The 18,302-nt window shown below is 42.1% G+C and carries 14 protein-coding genes; 7 read left to right on the plus strand and 7 right to left on the minus strand.

From position 1 onward, the window contains the following. Positions 1-29 precede the first annotated feature (29 nt). A complete protein-coding gene (locus WN50_RS12385) occupies positions 30-1,187 on the minus strand; it encodes a hypothetical protein (RefSeq protein WP_046279260.1) in 1,158 nt (385 codons plus the stop codon). Between the two features lie 91 nt (positions 1,188-1,278). Here WN50_RS12385 and WN50_RS12390 point away from each other — a divergent pair, with 91 nt between their 5' ends. From WN50_RS12390 to chlP, 7 genes are all read left to right on the plus strand, one after another. Beyond that, positions 1,279-4,470, plus strand: a complete 3,192-nt coding sequence (locus WN50_RS12390) for an alpha-mannosidase (RefSeq protein WP_049559260.1) — start codon at positions 1,279-1,281, stop codon at positions 4,468-4,470. 268 nt (positions 4,471-4,738) lie between these two features. Continuing rightward, on the plus strand, positions 4,739-5,974 hold the full coding sequence (locus WN50_RS12395) for an RNA-guided endonuclease InsQ/TnpB family protein (RefSeq protein ID WP_049559263.1): 1,236 nt from the start codon (positions 4,739-4,741) through the stop codon (positions 5,972-5,974). Between the two features lie 33 nt (positions 5,975-6,007). Next, positions 6,008-6,352: a hypothetical protein gene (locus WN50_RS12400; protein ID WP_046277087.1), complete on the plus strand. Its 345-nt coding sequence runs from the start codon at positions 6,008-6,010 to the stop codon at positions 6,350-6,352. Between the two features lie 41 nt (positions 6,353-6,393). Then, positions 6,394-6,783 carry a DUF6152 family protein gene (locus WN50_RS12405; protein WP_082172424.1) on the plus strand — a complete coding sequence of 130 codons (390 nt, stop codon included), beginning with the start codon at positions 6,394-6,396 and terminating at the stop codon, positions 6,781-6,783. Further along, positions 6,783-7,277, plus strand: a complete 495-nt coding sequence (locus WN50_RS12410; RefSeq protein WP_046277089.1) for a hypothetical protein — start codon at positions 6,783-6,785, stop codon at positions 7,275-7,277. The genes WN50_RS12405 and WN50_RS12410 overlap by 1 nt, the downstream gene beginning before the upstream one ends. Before the next feature lie 44 nt (positions 7,278-7,321). After that, on the plus strand, positions 7,322-8,341 hold the full coding sequence (locus WN50_RS12415) for an NAD(P)/FAD-dependent oxidoreductase (RefSeq protein WP_046277090.1): 1,020 nt from the start codon (positions 7,322-7,324) through the stop codon (positions 8,339-8,341). Between the two features lie 712 nt (positions 8,342-9,053). After that, the gene (gene chlP / locus WN50_RS12420) at positions 9,054-10,274 is read left to right on the plus strand and encodes a geranylgeranyl reductase (RefSeq protein ID WP_046277091.1); all 1,221 of its coding nucleotides are present in this window, start codon (positions 9,054-9,056) and stop codon (positions 10,272-10,274) included. A 152-nt stretch (positions 10,275-10,426) separates the two neighbouring features. Here chlP and WN50_RS12425 read toward each other — a convergent pair whose 3' ends face one another. The 6 genes from WN50_RS12425 to WN50_RS32180 all read right to left on the minus strand — a co-directional run. Beyond that, positions 10,427-10,750, minus strand: a complete 324-nt coding sequence (locus tag WN50_RS12425; protein WP_046277092.1) for a hypothetical protein — start codon at positions 10,748-10,750, stop codon at positions 10,427-10,429. 398 nt (positions 10,751-11,148) lie between these two features. Beyond that, the gene (locus tag WN50_RS12430) at positions 11,149-12,798 is read right to left on the minus strand and encodes a cation:proton antiporter (protein WP_049559265.1); all 1,650 of its coding nucleotides are present in this window, start codon (positions 12,796-12,798) and stop codon (positions 11,149-11,151) included. A gap of 518 nt (positions 12,799-13,316) precedes the next feature. Beyond that, entirely contained in the window at positions 13,317-14,324 is a 1,008-nt protein-coding gene (locus tag WN50_RS12440) for a S66 peptidase family protein (RefSeq protein WP_046277094.1), read from the minus strand. 22 nt (positions 14,325-14,346) lie between these two features. Then, positions 14,347-15,558, minus strand: coding sequence for an RNA-guided endonuclease InsQ/TnpB family protein (locus tag WN50_RS12445; RefSeq protein ID WP_049559268.1), 1,212 nt, complete (start codon positions 15,556-15,558; stop codon positions 14,347-14,349). 160 nt (positions 15,559-15,718) lie between these two features. Continuing rightward, entirely contained in the window at positions 15,719-17,830 is a 2,112-nt protein-coding gene (gene argZ, locus WN50_RS12450; RefSeq protein ID WP_046277096.1) for a bifunctional arginine dihydrolase/ornithine cyclodeaminase, read from the minus strand. Positions 17,831-18,070: 240 nt separating this feature from the next. Next, the coding region (locus tag WN50_RS32180; protein ID WP_049560989.1) for a zinc ribbon domain-containing protein at positions 18,071-18,302 on the minus strand (232 nt) is incomplete at its 5' end.

Raw genomic sequence — 18,302 nt, forward strand, 5'->3', positions numbered from 1 at the left:
CTTAAAATTTGACTCATTTTTTCCCCGATTTAACGGGCTGTCCATTTTTGCTTCACCCATTCCCAGGCTTTAATTACGGCTTCTTCTACCCAGAAAATTACTCGATCTACCCATTCTAACACTCTCTCTAACGGGTGCTTCACATACCCCACTGCTCTTGCTTCTGTTTGCACGCAGTTAGATTCTTCTTGCCGATCGCTTTTTGAGGATGTGTCTAAATATTTGCAGGCATCACTCATTATTAAACCATAAGCCGGGGAGGTTGTCAACCCTTTTTCTGAAAAATTTTGAGATTTTGTCTTCAAAATTTTGACAACCGTTTGAGACGTTGTTAAGGGTTGAATTTTTCCCGTTGGGGGAATAAATTTTTGAGGTTGGGGTTTTCCTGCAAGCAAATTTTCCGGTGGCGAGGGTAAATTTAATTGTTGATTATGATCTTTAAAAAAGAAATAGTCAATCGCCGCCCAAATTACCGCTTGCACTTGATGGAAATTCGCGGTAACTGAGGTTTGCAGAGAGTGATTTTCCGCAGTATAAACCGTTAAGTCGCTGGCACTGGTTTTCCAGGCTTGAGCAAGGGTAATTCCTAATTCTTCGGTTTGGCGGGTGATTGCGGTTGTATATTTCTGAGCCGTTGTCATTGCACCCGACAACAGGGTTTGCAGTTGTGAAGATTGAGGAGATTTTTCCCGTTTTCTCAGACTCGAAAGATCAGCAACTTCCCGAGAAATCAATTGGCTAAGTTTTACCCTTTCTCTCCAGGACAGCACATCTAAAATTTGCTGCTCCGCCCCAACTAAGACTAATTTTTTCGTTTTGACTTGGCAGGCGATCGCTTGCACTGAATTTGGATCAACCTTTAACCGAGGTGAACCCTTGACTTGTGCGATCGCAATGGTCACAATATCAATAATCGGCTGATCAACTCCATCGAGCTGCTTTTGACTGGCTTGCGCCTCCTTGAGTTGCGGTGATTGGGGTTGTTGAGTAGACCCAAGGCGTTTCTTTCCTTTGACCAGGCTCTCCAACAGGGAGTAAACTGAGTACATCACTGTCTGTACAGTTGTACTGGTCGAAAACTGAACTTGTCGCCAAGTCAAACCACAGCTATCGAGAAACTGCTGATAATTCTCGACAATTAAGTTCAACAGACGGCTTTTAAACGGGCCAGAAGCAGGAGAGGACATCTCTAAAATGGGGTTGAATTTTTATATTTGGGTAAATTCGAGACTGGGGTCAGTGAGTCTAACGGAAATACTGCTCTTATTTTAACGAACCATGACCGCATTGGGAGCATCTTTATCTCAAATTTCCACAACAATTGAGCGTCTGCGTCAGTTAACGCGGCTGGATGTTCAAACAAGTTGGAATTTTTGTCAGCCCGATGGGAGTATTTCCCCCGTTGAGTTAAACGAACGTCAACATATTGCTTGGCCGCCTCAACAAGTTATCGAGTTACAACAAACTATTATTGTTCCCACCACTTTAAACAATTTTCCGTTAACCGAGTTTAGTTTACGACTCGTTTTAAAATGGTGGGCGGAAGTTGCCTCTATTTATGTTAACGATCAACTCATCCAAACCGGAGACTTATTTGATTGTTCGACAAGGGTTTTATTATCGAACTCCGTCAAACCCGGAGATGTATTTACCCTTCGTTTACAGTTAGTTAGTCCGAAACATGATCACGGAGCCTTAGTTCAGTCGGTTTGTGTTTATGAAACCTCAACAGAAAATCAAGTTGACCCCGGTTTTCTCGCCGATGAATTAGAAGTATTTTTGATTCAAATTCCCCAACCCCCCTCTTTTATTAATACCCGCCAAGAAGCCTTAAACGTTTTAACCGCAACTCTTAATAAAATAGACTGGTTCGCGTTACCCGAACATCCCGAAAAATTCAACAACTCTCTGATTGCTGTTCGACAAACCCTAATTCATTATATTTCCACTAACCTCCCCAACTTTAACTCAAAAATCGCCCTACTCGGACACGCCCATCTAGACTTGGCTTGGTTGTGGCCTGTCGCTGATACCTGGAAAGCTGCCGAAAATACCTTTAAATCTGTATTATCCCTACAACAAGATTTCCCCAACTTAATCTTTACCCATTCTTCCCCCGCCTTATATGCTTGGATAGAAACTCATCATCCTGATATATTTTCCCAAATTCAACAGCAAGTTAAAAACAAACATTGGGAAATTGCAGCCGGGTTATGGGTAGAACCCGAACTGAATATCATTAGTGGAGAATCTATCGCCCGTCAACTCCTCTATGGTCAACTTTACACCCAAGAAAAATTTGGTCAAGTTTCCCCCATTGCTTGGCTACCTGATAGTTTTGGCTTTTGTTGGCAACTTCCCCAATTGTTGAAACAAGGGGGAGTTGAATATTTCGTGACGCAAAAATTGCGATGGAATGATACGACTCAATTTCCCTACGGTTTATTTAACTGGCAATCTCCCGATGGTACGGAAATTGTTAGCTATATGTCGGCTTTAATTGGAGAAGCCATTGACCCGATTAAAATGGCGACTTATGCCGCAGAATGGCAAACTCAAACGGGGTTAAAAACAGCGTTGTGGTTGCCGGGAGTGGGCGATCATGGCGGAGGACCGACACGAGATATGTTGGAAGTCGCCGGGCACTGGGAAGGTTCTCCCTTTTTCCCGAAATTATCCTTTTCTCAGGCTATTGATTATTTAACGGACATCTCTCAACAGTCTGGAGAACTTCCCGTTTGGCGGGATGAGTTGTATTTGGAGTTTCATCGCGGTTGTTACACGACTCATGCTGACCAAAAGCGCTGGAACCGTCGCTGTGAGAATTTGCTCTATCAAGCGGAGTTGTGGTCTGCTGTGGCAACGTTACAGACAACTGCGGTTTATCCTAAAACCCAGTTAGAAGCGGCTTGGAAGCAGGTTTTATTTAACCAATTTCACGATATCCTTCCCGGTTCTAGCATTCCTGAAGTTTACCAAGATGCTAATCAAGCTTGGCAGGAGGCTTACAACACCGCAGAACAGCTTCGAGAACGGGCAATCATGGCGATCGCAACTTCGACTCCCCTCCCTCCTCCTCCCCAACCCGGTTGTTATCCTATTCTCGTTTGGAATAGTCTCAATGGGTCATGTTCCCAAGTGGTAGAACTTTCCTTATCTTCTCCCGGCGTTTGGAAGCTGTATGATACTGCTGGAAAGGCTTTGCGGTGTCAAATTGGGGAGGGAAAATTGCGGTTTTTGGCAACTGATGTGCCATCGGTGGGTTTTCGGGTGTTTTGGTTGAGCCGAGAAATGGCTGAAACCCCTGATAATTCGTTGATAGAAGCCTCAAAATCCCCCTTACAGGCAGACGCTTCCGCTAACTTTACCACAAGTATCCCATTGATACAGAATTTTGTCAATCTTAATATTAATTATCCCAAAAATTGGGTGTTAGAAAACGAATGGCTAAAAGTCGAAATAGCTGAGGATACGGGAAAAATTAGCCAAATTTGGGATAAGAAAAACCGCAGAAAAGTCTTAGCAGAAATGGGCGGGAACGACTTACAGTTTTTTGGGGATTCTGGTCAGTATTGGGACGGGTGGAATATCGATCCAAACTACAAGCAATATCCCTTAGAACCTCCCCAATTAAAATCAATAACTTGGAAAGAACAAGGAGAGATTCAACAGCGATTACAAGTGATTCGAGTTTGGCGAAACTCCGAATTTATCCAAGATTATGTTTTAGAAGCCGATTCCCCCATCTTAAAAATTGAGACAAAAGTCAATTGGCAAGAGCGTCATGTGTTAGTAAAAGCGGCATTTCCGTTAACAATAACGGTTGATAGGGCTAATTGTGAAATCCCCTGTGGAGTGATGCAACGTCCGACAAAACCCCAAACAGAAACAGAGAAAGCAAAATGGGAAATTCCGGCGATGAATTGGGTTGATTTAGGGGATGAGAATTATGGGGTGAGTCTGTTGAATGACTGTAAGTATGGCTATGATTTTCAACCCGATCAAATTCGCTTAACCTTATTACGCGGTTCAACCTGGCCTGACCCGGAAGCCGATTTAGGAACTCATCAGTTTACTTATGGGATTTATCCTCATTCTGGAAATTGGAAAACGGCGAAAGTTACCCAGTATGGTTATCAGTTAAATCAACCGTTACAAGTGCAAGTTTTGAGTTTAGAAGATTGTCAATTTTCAGAACAAGGGTTGGGAAGTCAAAGTTTTCTGAACTTAGGAACTGACGCTTTAATCTTGATGGCATTCAAACAAGCCGAACAGAATTCCCAGCAGTGGATTTTAAGATGTTATGAGAGTTGGGGTGAGGAAACGGAGTTAAAATTAGAGAATGCTTTGGGATTAGCGATCGCCAATTCGGTGAACCTGTTAGAAGAAGGGATAGATTCTCCCAACTTTCCTAAAATTCCCCCCTGGAAAATTGTCAGCCTGCAACTGTTCAATTCTTCTGAGTTTTAATAAAGATAATGATTTCACGGCTAACTTTTAATGACGGTTTCTCGGTTTTTATAAAATCTCAGGGAATTTACCCGGATGGGTTTATAGATACTATCGAAGTTGAGAAGAAAACTGAGTTGAAATTAGAGAATAGGTTGGCAGTGGCGATCGCTAATTTCGTTAAGTTATAGTCAGAAGTGATAACATCTCCCAAGTTGACTCAATCTAAGAATGCTGAGTTATCGGAAAAAAAGATATAGCCTACAGTTCATGTTATCATCATAAAACTATGAAGACACTTAAGTTCAAGCTCTACCAACACAAGCGAAATAGATATCTCAAGCTCGCTATCAATGCAGCAGGAGTTATCTATAATCATTGTATTGCCTTGCATAAACGGTACTACCGGATTTGGGGTAAACACTTAAACTGTGCAGATCTTCAAAAGCATATTTCCAAATTAAGAAAACGTAACAAGTTTTGGCAATTAGTAGGTTCTCAAGCTGTTCAAGATATTTGTCAGCGCATTGAAAAAGCCTACCAAATGTTCTTCAAACACAACAAGAAAGGAGTTAGACCGCCTAATTTCAAGAAGGTTAAGAAGTACAAATCATTCACTCTAAAACAAGCTGGATACAAATTTTTCAGTGGCAACAAAATCAAGATAGGTAGTAAAGTCTATCAGTTTTGGAATTCTCAGCCCATCGAAGGGAAAGTTAAGACTGTAACGATTAAGAGAACACCTTTGGGTGAGATGTTTTTAGTAGTAGTTGTTGATAACAGCAACAAACCAGAAGTCAAATCAGAGACTAAAAACGGATATGAAATCGAAAAACGGATTAAGTTGTCTGTGGGTCGCACAGATCTTGGCTGCCAACAGATAAGTGAATCCGTTCTTCCTTGTTCTTCATCTGTTTCGACAGGTAAAATAGCTGGATTTGATTTCGGATTAAAAACGTTTCTCACCTGTTCTGAAGGCTTCTCCATCCAGTCACCACAGTTTTTAAAACAAGCTTTCAACGATGTTAAAAAAGCGTCTCGAAATCTTTCTAAGAAGCGAAAAGGCTCTAACAATTGGGAGAAAGCGAGAAAGCATCTCGCTCGCCAGCACGAGAAAGTTGTAAACCGTCGCCGGGATTGGTTCTGGAAGTTAGCTCATCAACTCACTTTGCAGTTTGATGTTCTTTGCTTTGAGACTTTAAACCTCAAAGGAATGCAGAGACTTTGGGGACGAAAGATAGGTGATTTAGCCTTCGGTGAATTCATGGAAATACTTGAATGGGTTGCTACTAAGAAAGGGAAATTAATCGTCTTTATCGACCAGTGGTATCCCTCAAGTAAGACTTGTTTTCACTGTGGTCACGTTCTTGAAAAACTGGAATTAGCGGTTAGAGAATGGCGTTGTCCGAACTGTCTAAAGATTAACGGACGAGACGAAAACGCTTCTTTAAATATTAAGAGGGTTGGGGCATCAACTCTTAAGTTAGATGGTGTAAGACAGGCTTTTCCTGCAACTGTTGTTTGAGCTTAGAATCCCCGCTAATTTATTGCGGGGAGTATGTCAATAACTGTTTTCGCTTGGAATTGGCAATTCCCCGTTCTCGCCCAAGGACAAGTATTAATCACTCCTAATTTTAGAATAGAGATTGAACAATTATGCCCGCAAGGGGTTGTGGTTTGTGATCATATTAGATATATTGGCACGGATAGAAAGACGGGAAGTTCAATAAACCTGATGGGGAGAAGTCATCATACAATAGGGGCAGATGAGGTGACACCTTCTCGGTTTGTAGGATATATTTTTGAAAATGGAGAGTACAAGTATATCATTTCAACAGAAGGACACCTGAGAATTTTACAAGGAGAAACCGTTATCCTCGAAGAAAAAGGAGAATGGCAATAAACTCAGTTAAAAATTATAGTGATTGAGAGGAGATTAATTCAATGCAACACCGCAAACTCAGACCAGTCATAATGACATTCTTGATGGGGGCAACATTGACGACAATGATCACTGTTGTTGCTTCTCCTAAAGGATATGCTCATCATGGTTGGAGCGAATATAATCAACAGGAAACCTTAAATGTAACTGGAACAATTCGCAGTATGGGTTATGAAAATCCTCATGTTGTGATTGAAGTGGAAGCATCGAATAATCAAGTTTGGCGGGCTGTACTCGCTCCACCGTCTCGAATGCAAAATCGGGGATTACCCCAAAGCGATCTGAAAGTGGGGGAAACGGTAGAATTAGTTGGATATCCTCATCAATCTGAAAGTCGTGAACTTAGAGCAGAACGAATCATTATCGATGAAAAAACGGTAGAATTGCGTTGATGGAATTAGCAATAGAGACCGAGTGGTTAGTCCAGTTGAAAAATAGTGCTTTGGTTGAGATTGTTAACCAATGGGTTTGGACTTATCCGATGATAGAAGTGGTGCATATTTTAGGGATAACCTTGTTAGTGGGGTCTGTGGCGCTGTTTGATTTGAGATTGTTGGGAGTTTCTCGTCATTTATTGGTAACAGATCTCGCACAGCATCTTTTACCTGTGTCTTATGCGGGTTTTGGGGTTGTGGTTCTGTCTGGTTTTTTGCTGTTTGCAACGGATGCGCCTGCGATCGCTTTAAATCCTGTTTTTCGGTTAAAATTGATCTTGATTTTAGGAACGGGGATCAATGCGATAATTTTTCATTGGCAGTGTTATCCTTCTGTTCTACAATGGAACCGTAATATTAAGCCGCCTGGGAGGGTACAACTGATTGCAATGGTTTCACTTCTACTCTGGGTTGCTGTGATTATTTGTGGGAATTTGATTGCTTATGTCTAAAGTTGAGGTTGAAGATATTCTAATGATTCAGGGTGAAACTCAAAATGACAACTGTATTTGATATTGCAATCATTGGTGCTGGGTTTGCAGGGTTAATAGCCGCCCAAGACTTAAAACAAGCGGGTTATTCTGTTATTGTGTTAGAAAAGTCTCGCGGAGTGGGTGGGCGTTGTGCAACTCGTCGAGTTTCAGATATTCCCATAGATCATGGTGTACGGTATTTGGAAGCGACGGGGAAACAAACTCAAAATTTAATTGAACAGTTAACCGCCACAAATGTTTTACAACTGTGGATGGATAAAATTGATGTATTCAAAGAGAACCAACTCCAACCCCAACAAACTCAACCTTTATATATAGCCCCCAACGGGATGAATACTGTCGGGAAAGAACTGGCTGTTGGTTTGGATATTTGGTTTAACCGTCGTGTGGAAAGATTAACCCCAACTTTGAATAAAACTTGGTATCTTTCTTTAGAAGTGACTCACCCGACTGCAACGGAAAACCCCGAAGAAGTCGAAGCCAAAGCCGTTATTTTAGCCATCCCAGCCCCGCAAGCATTATTATTGTTAGAACCGCTAACGGCTGAACTTCCTGCGAATTTTGTTGAACAGGTTCGTTCTGTGGAATATAATGCTTGTATTACCGTCATGGCGGGATATGAGTTCACCCCTACTCCTCCCTGGAAAGCGATAACGTTTCCCGAAAATGAAACTATTGCTTGGGTGAGTTTGGATAGCAGTAAACGAGATAACCCCAAACAAACGGTTTTGGTTGTTCAAAGTTCGGCTAAGTTTGCAGAAGATTATCTAGATGCCACTGACTTACAACCCGTCGGGGAAATGCTGTTAAATGTTGCAACTGATTATTTATCGTTAGGGAAACCCGAATGGATGCAGGTTCATCGCTGGAAATATGCCTTCTGTCGGAAACCCTTAACTGTTCCTTGCTTAACCACAACTCTTCCTTTACCTTTAGTTTGTTGCGGAGATTGGTGTGGGGAAAGCCAGATAGAAACCGCATTAGCTTCAGGGAAAGCTGCTGCGAAGTTTTTTCAAGATTAATTGTTGTGTCTTCGTGTCTTCGTGGTGAATCCCCAAAAAAACCTTAGTGCCTTAGTGCCTTGGTGGTGAATCCCCTAACCCAAACTTTAGTTTATAGGCGCGCACATTTTCCCATGATATAAATATAGCATAGATGATAAATTTTGTCAAAGGATTTCCAATAGACGTAGAGGGGGGGCGGGTTTATGTAAATTGGTTCTGGGAATAGATAAATTTGGCCGGAACCCGCCCCTACGAAAGCGATCGCATTTACAGTGAACAGTTATCAGTGACCAGCGCAAACTTGCGACCCGGCGGTTTCCGTCGGTAGCAAAGTTTGTAAGAGAGTGACCAGTGAAGACAGTGACCAGTAACCAGTAACCAGTTACCAATTTTGCATGAGCGCAAGCAAAGCCTATGTAAGGTGATAAATACTTTTGGTAGCCGGAAATCGAAGCGATCGCTAAATCAATACTTAAATTGATACCTAATCGGCGCACACCTTTTCCTATTGTATAACTTACCATGTCTGTTAAAACTTGTCAAATGCTTGTTAATTCCTGCTACCCAAAGCGATCGCGGAATTTCCGATATTTGCCAAATGTGACGAAAAATATTACCGAGTGTTAAGCACTATTGCAATGTATCACAACTCTGAAAAATAAGCGTTCGTGCTTGCGGTATCCGTGATACCATCTGACCTGATAACAACGAGAGATATAGGAGAAAACCTGTGACGCTACGGGTTGCTGTTGTCGGTTCTGGCCCTGCTGGGTCTTCAGCCGCTGAAACATTAGTTAAAGCTGGAATAGAAACCTACTTATTCGAACGCAAACTCGATAACGCCAAACCCTGCGGCGGAGCCATTCCCCTGTGTATGGTGAGTGAGTTTGACTTACCCCCGGAAATTATTGATCGGCGGGTGAGAAAAATGAAAATGATTTCTCCGTCTAACCGCGAAGTTGATATTAACCTGATAAACGAAAACGAATATATTGGAATGTGTCGCCGGGAAGTTCTCGATGGTTTCATGCGAGATCGGGCGGCACAATTAGGGGCTATCCTAATTAATGGTACGGTTCATAAACTGGAAATTCCCACAAAAACCAACGAAGCTTATACCCTGCATTATTCTGATCATTCGGAAGGAAATACAGTCGGTACAGCGAAGACTTTAAAAGTAGATTTAGTCATCGGTGCGGATGGGGCAAATTCTCGCGTTGCTAAAGCCATTGATGCGGGAGATTATAATTATGCGATCGCGTTTCAAGAACGAATTCGCATCCCCGAAGATAAGATGGCTTACTATGAAGATCGGGCAGAAATGTACGTCGGAAATGACGTTTCTCCTGACTTCTACGCTTGGGTATTTCCCAAATATGATCACGTCGCTGTTGGTACCGGAACCATGAAGGTTAACCAAGCGATGATCAAGAAATTACAAGCCGGAATTCGCGCCCGTGCGGCTCATCGCATTGAGGGTGGTAAAATTATTAAAGTCGAAGCCCATCCCATCCCCGAACATCCCCGTCCTCGTCGGGTTGTGGGTCGGGTAGCGTTGGTAGGAGATGCCGCCGGAACGGTTACAAAATCTTCTGGAGAAGGCATTTATTTCGCTGCTAAGTCGGGTCGGATGTGTGCGGAAACCATTGTAGAAATGTCAAATAATGGCGCTAAAATTCCCACCGAAGATGATCTGAAAATTTATCTCAAACGTTGGGATAAACAGTATGGTATGACCTACTTGGTGTTAGATATTCTGCAACGAGTCTTCTACCGGACTGATGCCACGCGGGAAGCGTTTGTGGAAATGTGTTCTGACCTGGATGTTCAGAAGATGACTTTTGACAGTTATCTGTACAAAACGGTTGTTCCGGCTAACCCCTTAGTTCAGATGAAGATTACGGCTAAAACCCTTGGAAGTCTGTTAAGAGGTCATGCGTTAGCGCCTTAAGTTTTCTGTTGATATTATATCACAAAATTGCCTGGTTTCTTCCTAAGAGAAATCAGGTTTTTTAATGAGTTTAAAATGGGTGGGGTGCATGATAATTTTAAGTTAATGATACGAAGAATTAATCTCTTGTCTGATGCACCCTACAGCCTTGACTAATCCTTAATACCAAATTTTTTGTACAACATTTTTCTCAAAATATTGCTACTACGCTCTACAAATTCATCCTCAGTTTCATTTTCTAAGGGTTCACCAATAGAATCACTAAATTTTGAGATAAACGCTTTATCCTGAACTAAATTAGATACCTGTTCCGAAAACTTCTCTGCTTTGTCCTGTGGAAATAAAAACGGTGCTAACTGAACACTAACTGCTGACTGGAGAGAACCTTGAATAGCTGAGATCGACAGGTTAGAAGTTGGCAAAGCTTTATTAGGTAACTTCTTAGCCTCATCCATAAACTCTTTAAAACTGCTCATTACTTATCCTCTTTTTGACTTTGTATTTGTCCAAGATCTATGAAAAACACGAAGCAACTCTGTAAATATTTGAACAGTTGTTTCGATAATTTGCCGCTTTGTTTTCTCAGGTAGCTTATCCCACAGTTCCCACAACCATTTGAATAGATCAAAAATAAAGAACATTATCTAGTTATCTCCTCCAAGATGAGAGCGTAAGTTTTTCCAGAGTCGATCATTAGAATCCAATATCCTAATTAGCACTCTGAACCTTCTATATTAAACTTAAATCAAAACAGCAAAACCTACAATGATACAAACACTGAACTTTTAAAACTCTTTAGGTATTAATTATGTTCTCCATATCAGTAATTTTACGGATGTTGTTTTTGAGAAACAGTCAATGTTTTGATGATGATTTAATTAGCCTTTTTAACAGAGGTTTGAGATTGATGATCTTCAACCACGATAACAGGTAATAAACTCGTTTCCAAAACCGTTTGAGAAACAGACCCAATTAACACGTCTGGGAATGAACGATGTCCGCGTTTTCCGATAATAATCTCTGCTACATTATAATCTAATGCCGTGCGAACAATTTCTTCGGGTACTGTTCCCGATGCGGTGATAAACCGATAACGAATATCGGCTAAAATCTGTTTAGCTTGTTGTTGTAATTCGTTAATTTTTTGAGTATCTTCAACTCGAATAACGTGCAGTACAATCACTTCCCCATCACTGCGACGGGCTAAGTCTGCGGCTTGGGTTAATACCTGTTTTGAAAGAGGGGAAGTATCAACGGCAGCTAATAAAATAATACGACGAGATAGAGCAACTTTTGTCGGGTCTACTTCCCCTTTTTCTAATAGTTTAGGGGCAAAAGTGGGAATCGCCCAAGCGCCCAAAGGTGCTGTTACCAAAATCGATAAGGCTGCGATCGCTAAAATGGTATCACCGCCATCAATGCCTTGAGCGAGGGGTATTGCGCCAATAGCGGCTTGAACGGTTGCTTTAGCCGAATTTCCGGGGAATAGAAATAATCGCTCCTTCTGTGTCCAATTACTGCCCAATGTGGAAAGATACCAACCAAGCGATCGCCCGACTAAGGTGCCAATTGTTAATACTAATAAACCCACTAAAAAAGTATCCTTTAAAACATTGAGTTGAATACTCGCTCCGAGTAATACAAATAAAATAATTTCAGCAATTCCCCATAAACTATCAAAACCGCCTCGTAAACGTCGGGCTAAAGGGGCATCAAATTCGATGAGGAAAAATCCCGTTGACATGACAGCTAAATAGCCCGAAAAAATAGGAAATTCTTCTGCTAATACAACTAATAATAGGGCCAAACTGGCAGCAACGAGAGAATCTTGAAGGGCATTTTGAGTCCAATTTTGTTTGGCTAACAGTGAGACTAAGAGTTTAGCGGTTAAGCCTCCTAAGATTACCCCTAATACAATTTGTAGAATAATTTGTACGGGAAGTAACTGAATAGAACTTAACGTTATGCCACCGGGAAGCGTTATGCCTGTGGTTGCACCTTGAGAGAGAAAGGCTAACAGTAAACTAAAGACTAATAAAAGTAATACATCCGACAGCGCACTTCCGGTTAAAATAGCATCAGGAATGCCTTTTTTGACTCCCCATCCCAAACTTTTGAGTCGCAACATTCCGGGTACAATGACAGCCGGAGATTCTGCACCAATAATACAGCCTAAAAGTAATCCTGTGGGAAAATCAAATTGAAAGAGCCACATGGCAGCAAAAGCAACAGCGATCGCTTCACAAGCCGCAGGTAAAAAGCCTAATCTGAGGGCAACAGTTCCCTGTTGGGCGAGTTTTTCGCGATCAAGTCCTAGCCCTGCTTTCATTAAGATTACCATGACGGCGATGGTACGCAAAGCGTCCGCAGCCTCTAAAACACCGGGGCTAATAACATTGCCAATTTGGGGACCTAAAAGCATCCCAACCAACACCATCCCCACGAGGGCGGGAACGTTGAGACGTCGAGCAATTTGCCCAACAAAAAAGCCCATCAGCAAGATCCATAGGATACTTTCTAACATGACGCTAGGTTTTAATAGTGAACAGTTATAGCAATGAGCAGGTTAATGTTTACAACTTCTTTGTGTCTTTGTGTCTTGGTGGTAAATTCAAGGCTTGACCCTTGTAAACAAGCCAGCGCGACCTGCTATATGAATTATGAATTATCAATTATCAATTATCAAGGTTTCCTGTCCCCTATTTTGCCTATTGCCAGGGTTAAAAATATTAATAAAAAAGCGAGAACAGTTAAATGCCCTCGCTTTTTTTGTGATTTTTACACAGTTTTTTGAGCTATTCATCTCTCACCTAATAATAAATATTAGGTTGTTTGTTCCCCCTAGCACCGCTAAGATCATCAACAAATGGGTAACAGCCATTACACTTTATAAAAGTGTTATTGTGTGATCTTTTTCAGCTCTAAACTGATGTAAATTCACGGTTGTTTAATCAAACCTTATAGAAGACTAACAGAAATAGTTGAAAAAATCTTTGTTTTATATCACGGCTAGTGGTGATCATTATCACAAATAAAATCAGCCTATATCACGGCAGTTTCTAACATCTTTATTCTACCCAAACTGGCATCAATTTCGACCTCAACACCCTGGGGAACGGTAAACTGATTGGGAATATGACCAATCATCGAACCATACCAAGCGGGAATTCCCAAAGGGCGAATATGATCGCTTAACACTTGCCACAGACTCAAGGTTGGAGAATCATCTTCCTCATCTAAACAGCGAGTACATTGACCAAAAATAAAACCCGACAGTTGTTGTAGTATTCCCGCTAACTTCAAATGAGTTAACATCCGATCAACCCGATAAACATCTTCTCCAGTATCTTCTACAAATAAAATGGCTTGATTCCAGTCAGGTAAATACAAAGACCCGACTAAAGTGCTAATGACGGATAAATTTCCTCCGAGTAGCCGCCCTCTGGCCTGTCCGGAAGTAATCGTTTCGACGCGCACCTCAGCCGAATTTTGAAACGTAATAGCTTCCCCCTCAAACAGTAGTCGTTTTAAATAACCGACTGAAAAAGGGTTCCAAATCGAAGTTCCTAACAACCCGTGAAACGTAACAACTCCACTGCGACTATAAATTCCTAATAATAAAGCAGTGATATCGCTATAACCTAATACAATTTTAGGATTACGGCGAATCAAATCATAATCTAATAAGGGTAAAATCCGACTACTTCCCCAACCGCCCCCTGTGGCTACTAACGCTTGAACCGATGTATCGGCAAAAAAACGATGAATATCTGCCGCCCGATTTTGATCAATTCCTGCTAAATAACCATATTCATCAAAAGCATGGGGCGCGACTTTTAGATTTAATTGTTGTCGGGCGAGTTGAGATTGAATTAATTTTAAATAGGACTTTTTAACGGGACTGGCGGGAGTAACTAAGCCAACAGTATCACCGGGTTTGAGTCGTGGTGGTTTGAGAAGCGCCCCATTTGCATTCGCCGTGATTGGAGAAAATTGAGTCGATAATAAAGTTTGTCCGAACCCGGTTAAAAATTGGCGACGGTTCAACATGATTTAGTTGACACTCACTGCCCTAGAAGTGCGGTGATTCTTTATTCACAGACCCAACTTGCTCAGGCAGGATTTCTCCAACTTGAGTAGAGGTCGAATCTCCTAAAGCGTTTTGATCTAAGATCCAAGTTCCGGTATGCCCTACCGTACTTAAGGCTATTTTCAAAATATTAATTGCAGCGTTCCAATCTCTATCTAACTCAAATCCACATTCACAAACATGAGTTCTTGTTGATAGAGATTTTTTAACTACCGCACCACAATTAGAGCATTGTTGAGAAGTATAAGCGCCGATTACAGCTACAGTTATCTTGCCAAACTTCACCCCAAAATACTCTAACCATTTTCTGAATTGATACCAACCCACATCATTAATAGATTTGGCAAGACAGTGGTTTTTTACTAAGTTTTTAATCCTCAAGTCTTCGTAGGCGACCAAATCGTTAGACTGGATTACGCAACGCGCCACCCTTTTGGCGTGTTCTTCACGTTGCCTACTTATTTTGAGGTGTACTCGCCCTAATTTATTAATGACTTTCTTGCGGTTGGCAGAGCCTTTTTGTTTTCGAGAAATACGACGTTGATAAAACTTTAGCCGTTTTTCTCCAGTTTGATAAAATCTGGGATTAGGTTCACTATACCCATTACTATCTGTGTAGAACTCTTTAAGTCCCACATCCAACCCGATACTTTTGCCTGTTGGTTGTGTTTCTACTTTGTTATCTACACTGATTAAGAATTGAGCATAATACCCGTCAGCGCGACGTACTAACCTAACCCTTTTTATCTGGTCTATTTGGTAGAAGTTTAAATCCCACGTTCCTTTTAGTTTAAGCTTGCCAATTCCTTTTTTATCGGTAAAAGTTATTTGCTTTCTCGTTTCTGACAACTTCCAACCCGAAGTTTTGTATTCCACTGAACGGTTATTTTTATTGAATTTTGGATAACCTTTTTTTCCAGGAATACCTTTCTTGCAATTCTCATAAAAACGAGAGATTGAGCTATAAGCTCTTTCTATAGCGGCTTGACAAACACTAGAATTTAGAGCATTAGCAAAAGGGAACTCATGTCTGATAGCTTTACTTAGACGATATAGCTCTTTTTGTCCCACGCCTTTGTTATCCATCCAAAAACGGATAGCTTTATTACGAACAAACTGAGCCGTTCTTATCGCCTCGTCTAGGGCTGCATATTGAGTTGTTTTGCCTTGTACTTTAAATTCTAAAACTATCATTTGCGTGAACAACTCCTACGCAAAATAGTATAGCATAATGAAAGTCGCCCTGCAAGGGCGAGGCTTTAAACCCAGAGTTTCGGTAATATCAACAGTCCTTAACCCCCGATTTCTCAGGAGTAGAGACGCCCCACCCGAACGTCTCCAAATCTCCCAAAAATTAAACTTCCAGATGATAACGACTGGTTAATTTATCCAACTGTTTAACGAGTAAACTCAAAAACAGTCCGACATCTGTCACCACACCGACAGACTCAACAGAACCGCGATCGCTGAGTTTTGTTACCACTGCGGGGTTAATATCGACACAAACCATTTTCACTCCTGCGGCGGTCATATTTCCAACGCCGATGGAATGTAACATGGTCGAAAGCATCAAGATCATCTCTGCGCCTTGCAACAACTCGGTATAGTGTTGTTGAGCTTTAATTAGATCCATCTGGGTATCGGGAAGCGGGCCGTCATCTCGAATCGAACCTGCTAGAGAAAAGGGTACATTATTCTTGACGCATTCATACATGACGCCACTCTTAAATAAACCCTTTTCTACCGCATTAGCGATACTTCCACAGCGTCGAATGGTATTAATCACTTTCAAATGGTGGCGGTGTCCCCCTTTAACGGCGGTTCCCTGCTTCATGTCTACCCCTAAAGAGGTTCCCATCATCGCTTGTTCGATATCGTGAACGGCGATCGCATTTCCGCCTAACAACGCTTGGACATAGCCTTCGCGAATTAAATGAGACAGATGTTCAGCCCCGCCTGTGTGGATGACAACAGGTCCTGCGGTGACAACAACTTTCCCGCCGCGATCGCGAATTTGGCGGAGTTCCCAGGCGACTTGTTCAACGATTAATTCTACCCGACGTTCACTGGAAACACCTGCCGACATGAAGCCAAATTCTTGGGGTGCATTGCGTTGTTCACGGGATTCTGTTTTGCGAATGGTACGAATTCCGGCAACATCAACCACGACTTTTTCACCGACTTCGAGATCGCGCAACAGCTTACATTGTGCGACAATGCCAACGGGTGTTTCTTTGACTGCGATCGCTCCGTCCATTCGTTGTTTTTGGACTTGTACCCATTCTCCATTCACCCGTATTTCTGTGGGATAAATGGTGGTGACATAGAAATCATCGGGACTGACGCCATGTTGAGTAACAGGTTCTAACTTGGCATCTTGAATATCTTCGTCTAAAGAAACCGCCCCGATATCAATGAGTTGACTAATAATATCTTCCATCACTTGATGGGAGGGAGCGGAAATTTTAATTAAAGCATTAGATGTGCTTTGACGTTCTTCACCTAAGTTAAATTGTTGAACTTTGAAACTTCCCCCGCCTTCGACAATTAAATCTAGGGCTTGGTTAATTAAGCCTGCATCGAGTAGGTGTCCTTCCATGCGAACGGTTCGGGTTTCGATCAATACCGTTGCATGGCGATCGGGGATAATCGGTTCGGTGACGCGCAGGGTGAGACATTTGGCGGCGCCGCCTGCTTTGAGGAATTCTGTTAAAGGGGTTTCAATAACGTTAAAGCCTGCTTCACTTAAACGGGCTTTGAGATTATCACTGACTTTGTTCATGACTACCGTTTGGTTAATGTTAACGGCGTTACAAGCAAAGTTCACGGCGTCGGGTTCTTCGATAGCGATGCGTTTTTCGGGAGGAATCCGCATTTCAATCAAGCGGTTAGAATAGGAGTCAAAAGCAGGGGGATAATAGAGGAGATAGCCTCCACTTAACGGACAGAAGCAGGTATCGAGGTGATAGAAGCGTTCATCCATCAAGCGCAGGGATAACACTTCGATATTCAACCATTCTGCAATTAGAGGATGGGAGTCGAGTTCGGAACGGAACCCATATCCCGCCCACAAATAGCGTCCTGAGCGATCAAATAACGCATCTCCGGCCCCTTCAAAGGGTAAGTCTTTGGGGAGTTCGTGAACGGTAAAGCCTTGAGACTCAAACCATTCTTTGAAGTAGGGTTCTTCGCCTTGACGTTCTTTGTGATAGAAGCGACTGAGGACAACGGTTTTATCGAGGACTAAACCTGCATTGGCGGTAAATACCATGTCGGGCCAGCCTTTTTGGGGTTTGACCAACTCGACAATAGCATGATCTTTGAGGGTGTGATAAAGCTTTTGCCACTGTTCAACGGAGCGATCGCGGGAAGATTTATGAATATTGCCCTCCATCCAGGGATTGATCACATAGTCCACGTCGTAGTGGTCTGGAGAACACATGAGGAAGCGAATCGAATCAGTCATAATAGGTAGAACTAGGTAGAACTAGGTAGACGCTAAACAGAGCTATTCACAGACATTTAAACCATTAACATTCGACCCACTTCTCAGGCTTAGAGGTGGGTAACTTTTCTGTTAATAATGCCAGTCTAATATTGTAGCAGCTTCTGGGACGTCAATATTTGCTCTCTGACATTCTCTCCCCAGTCGGGTGCATCAATTTTTCAAAGCTTTTTTCTCTCTAACAAAAGTGAACTACCGACACTAAATCGAAGCGATTATAGTGTCAGCTTCTAATATCGCGGGGGAATGCCTTAGAACGGACTTGCGTCCCAACTTTGGTCTTACTCCCCCTCCATTAGCAGAAACGGCTGTTCCATCCGTCTGTATTATTCTGATACCTTCCGCTCTGATATTTTTTGCTGCATTGCCATCACGGTCGTGACGAGTACCGCAGTGAGGACAAGTCCACTCTCTAATATCAAGGGGTAACTCA

Source organism: Limnoraphis robusta CS-951 (assembly GCF_000972705.2).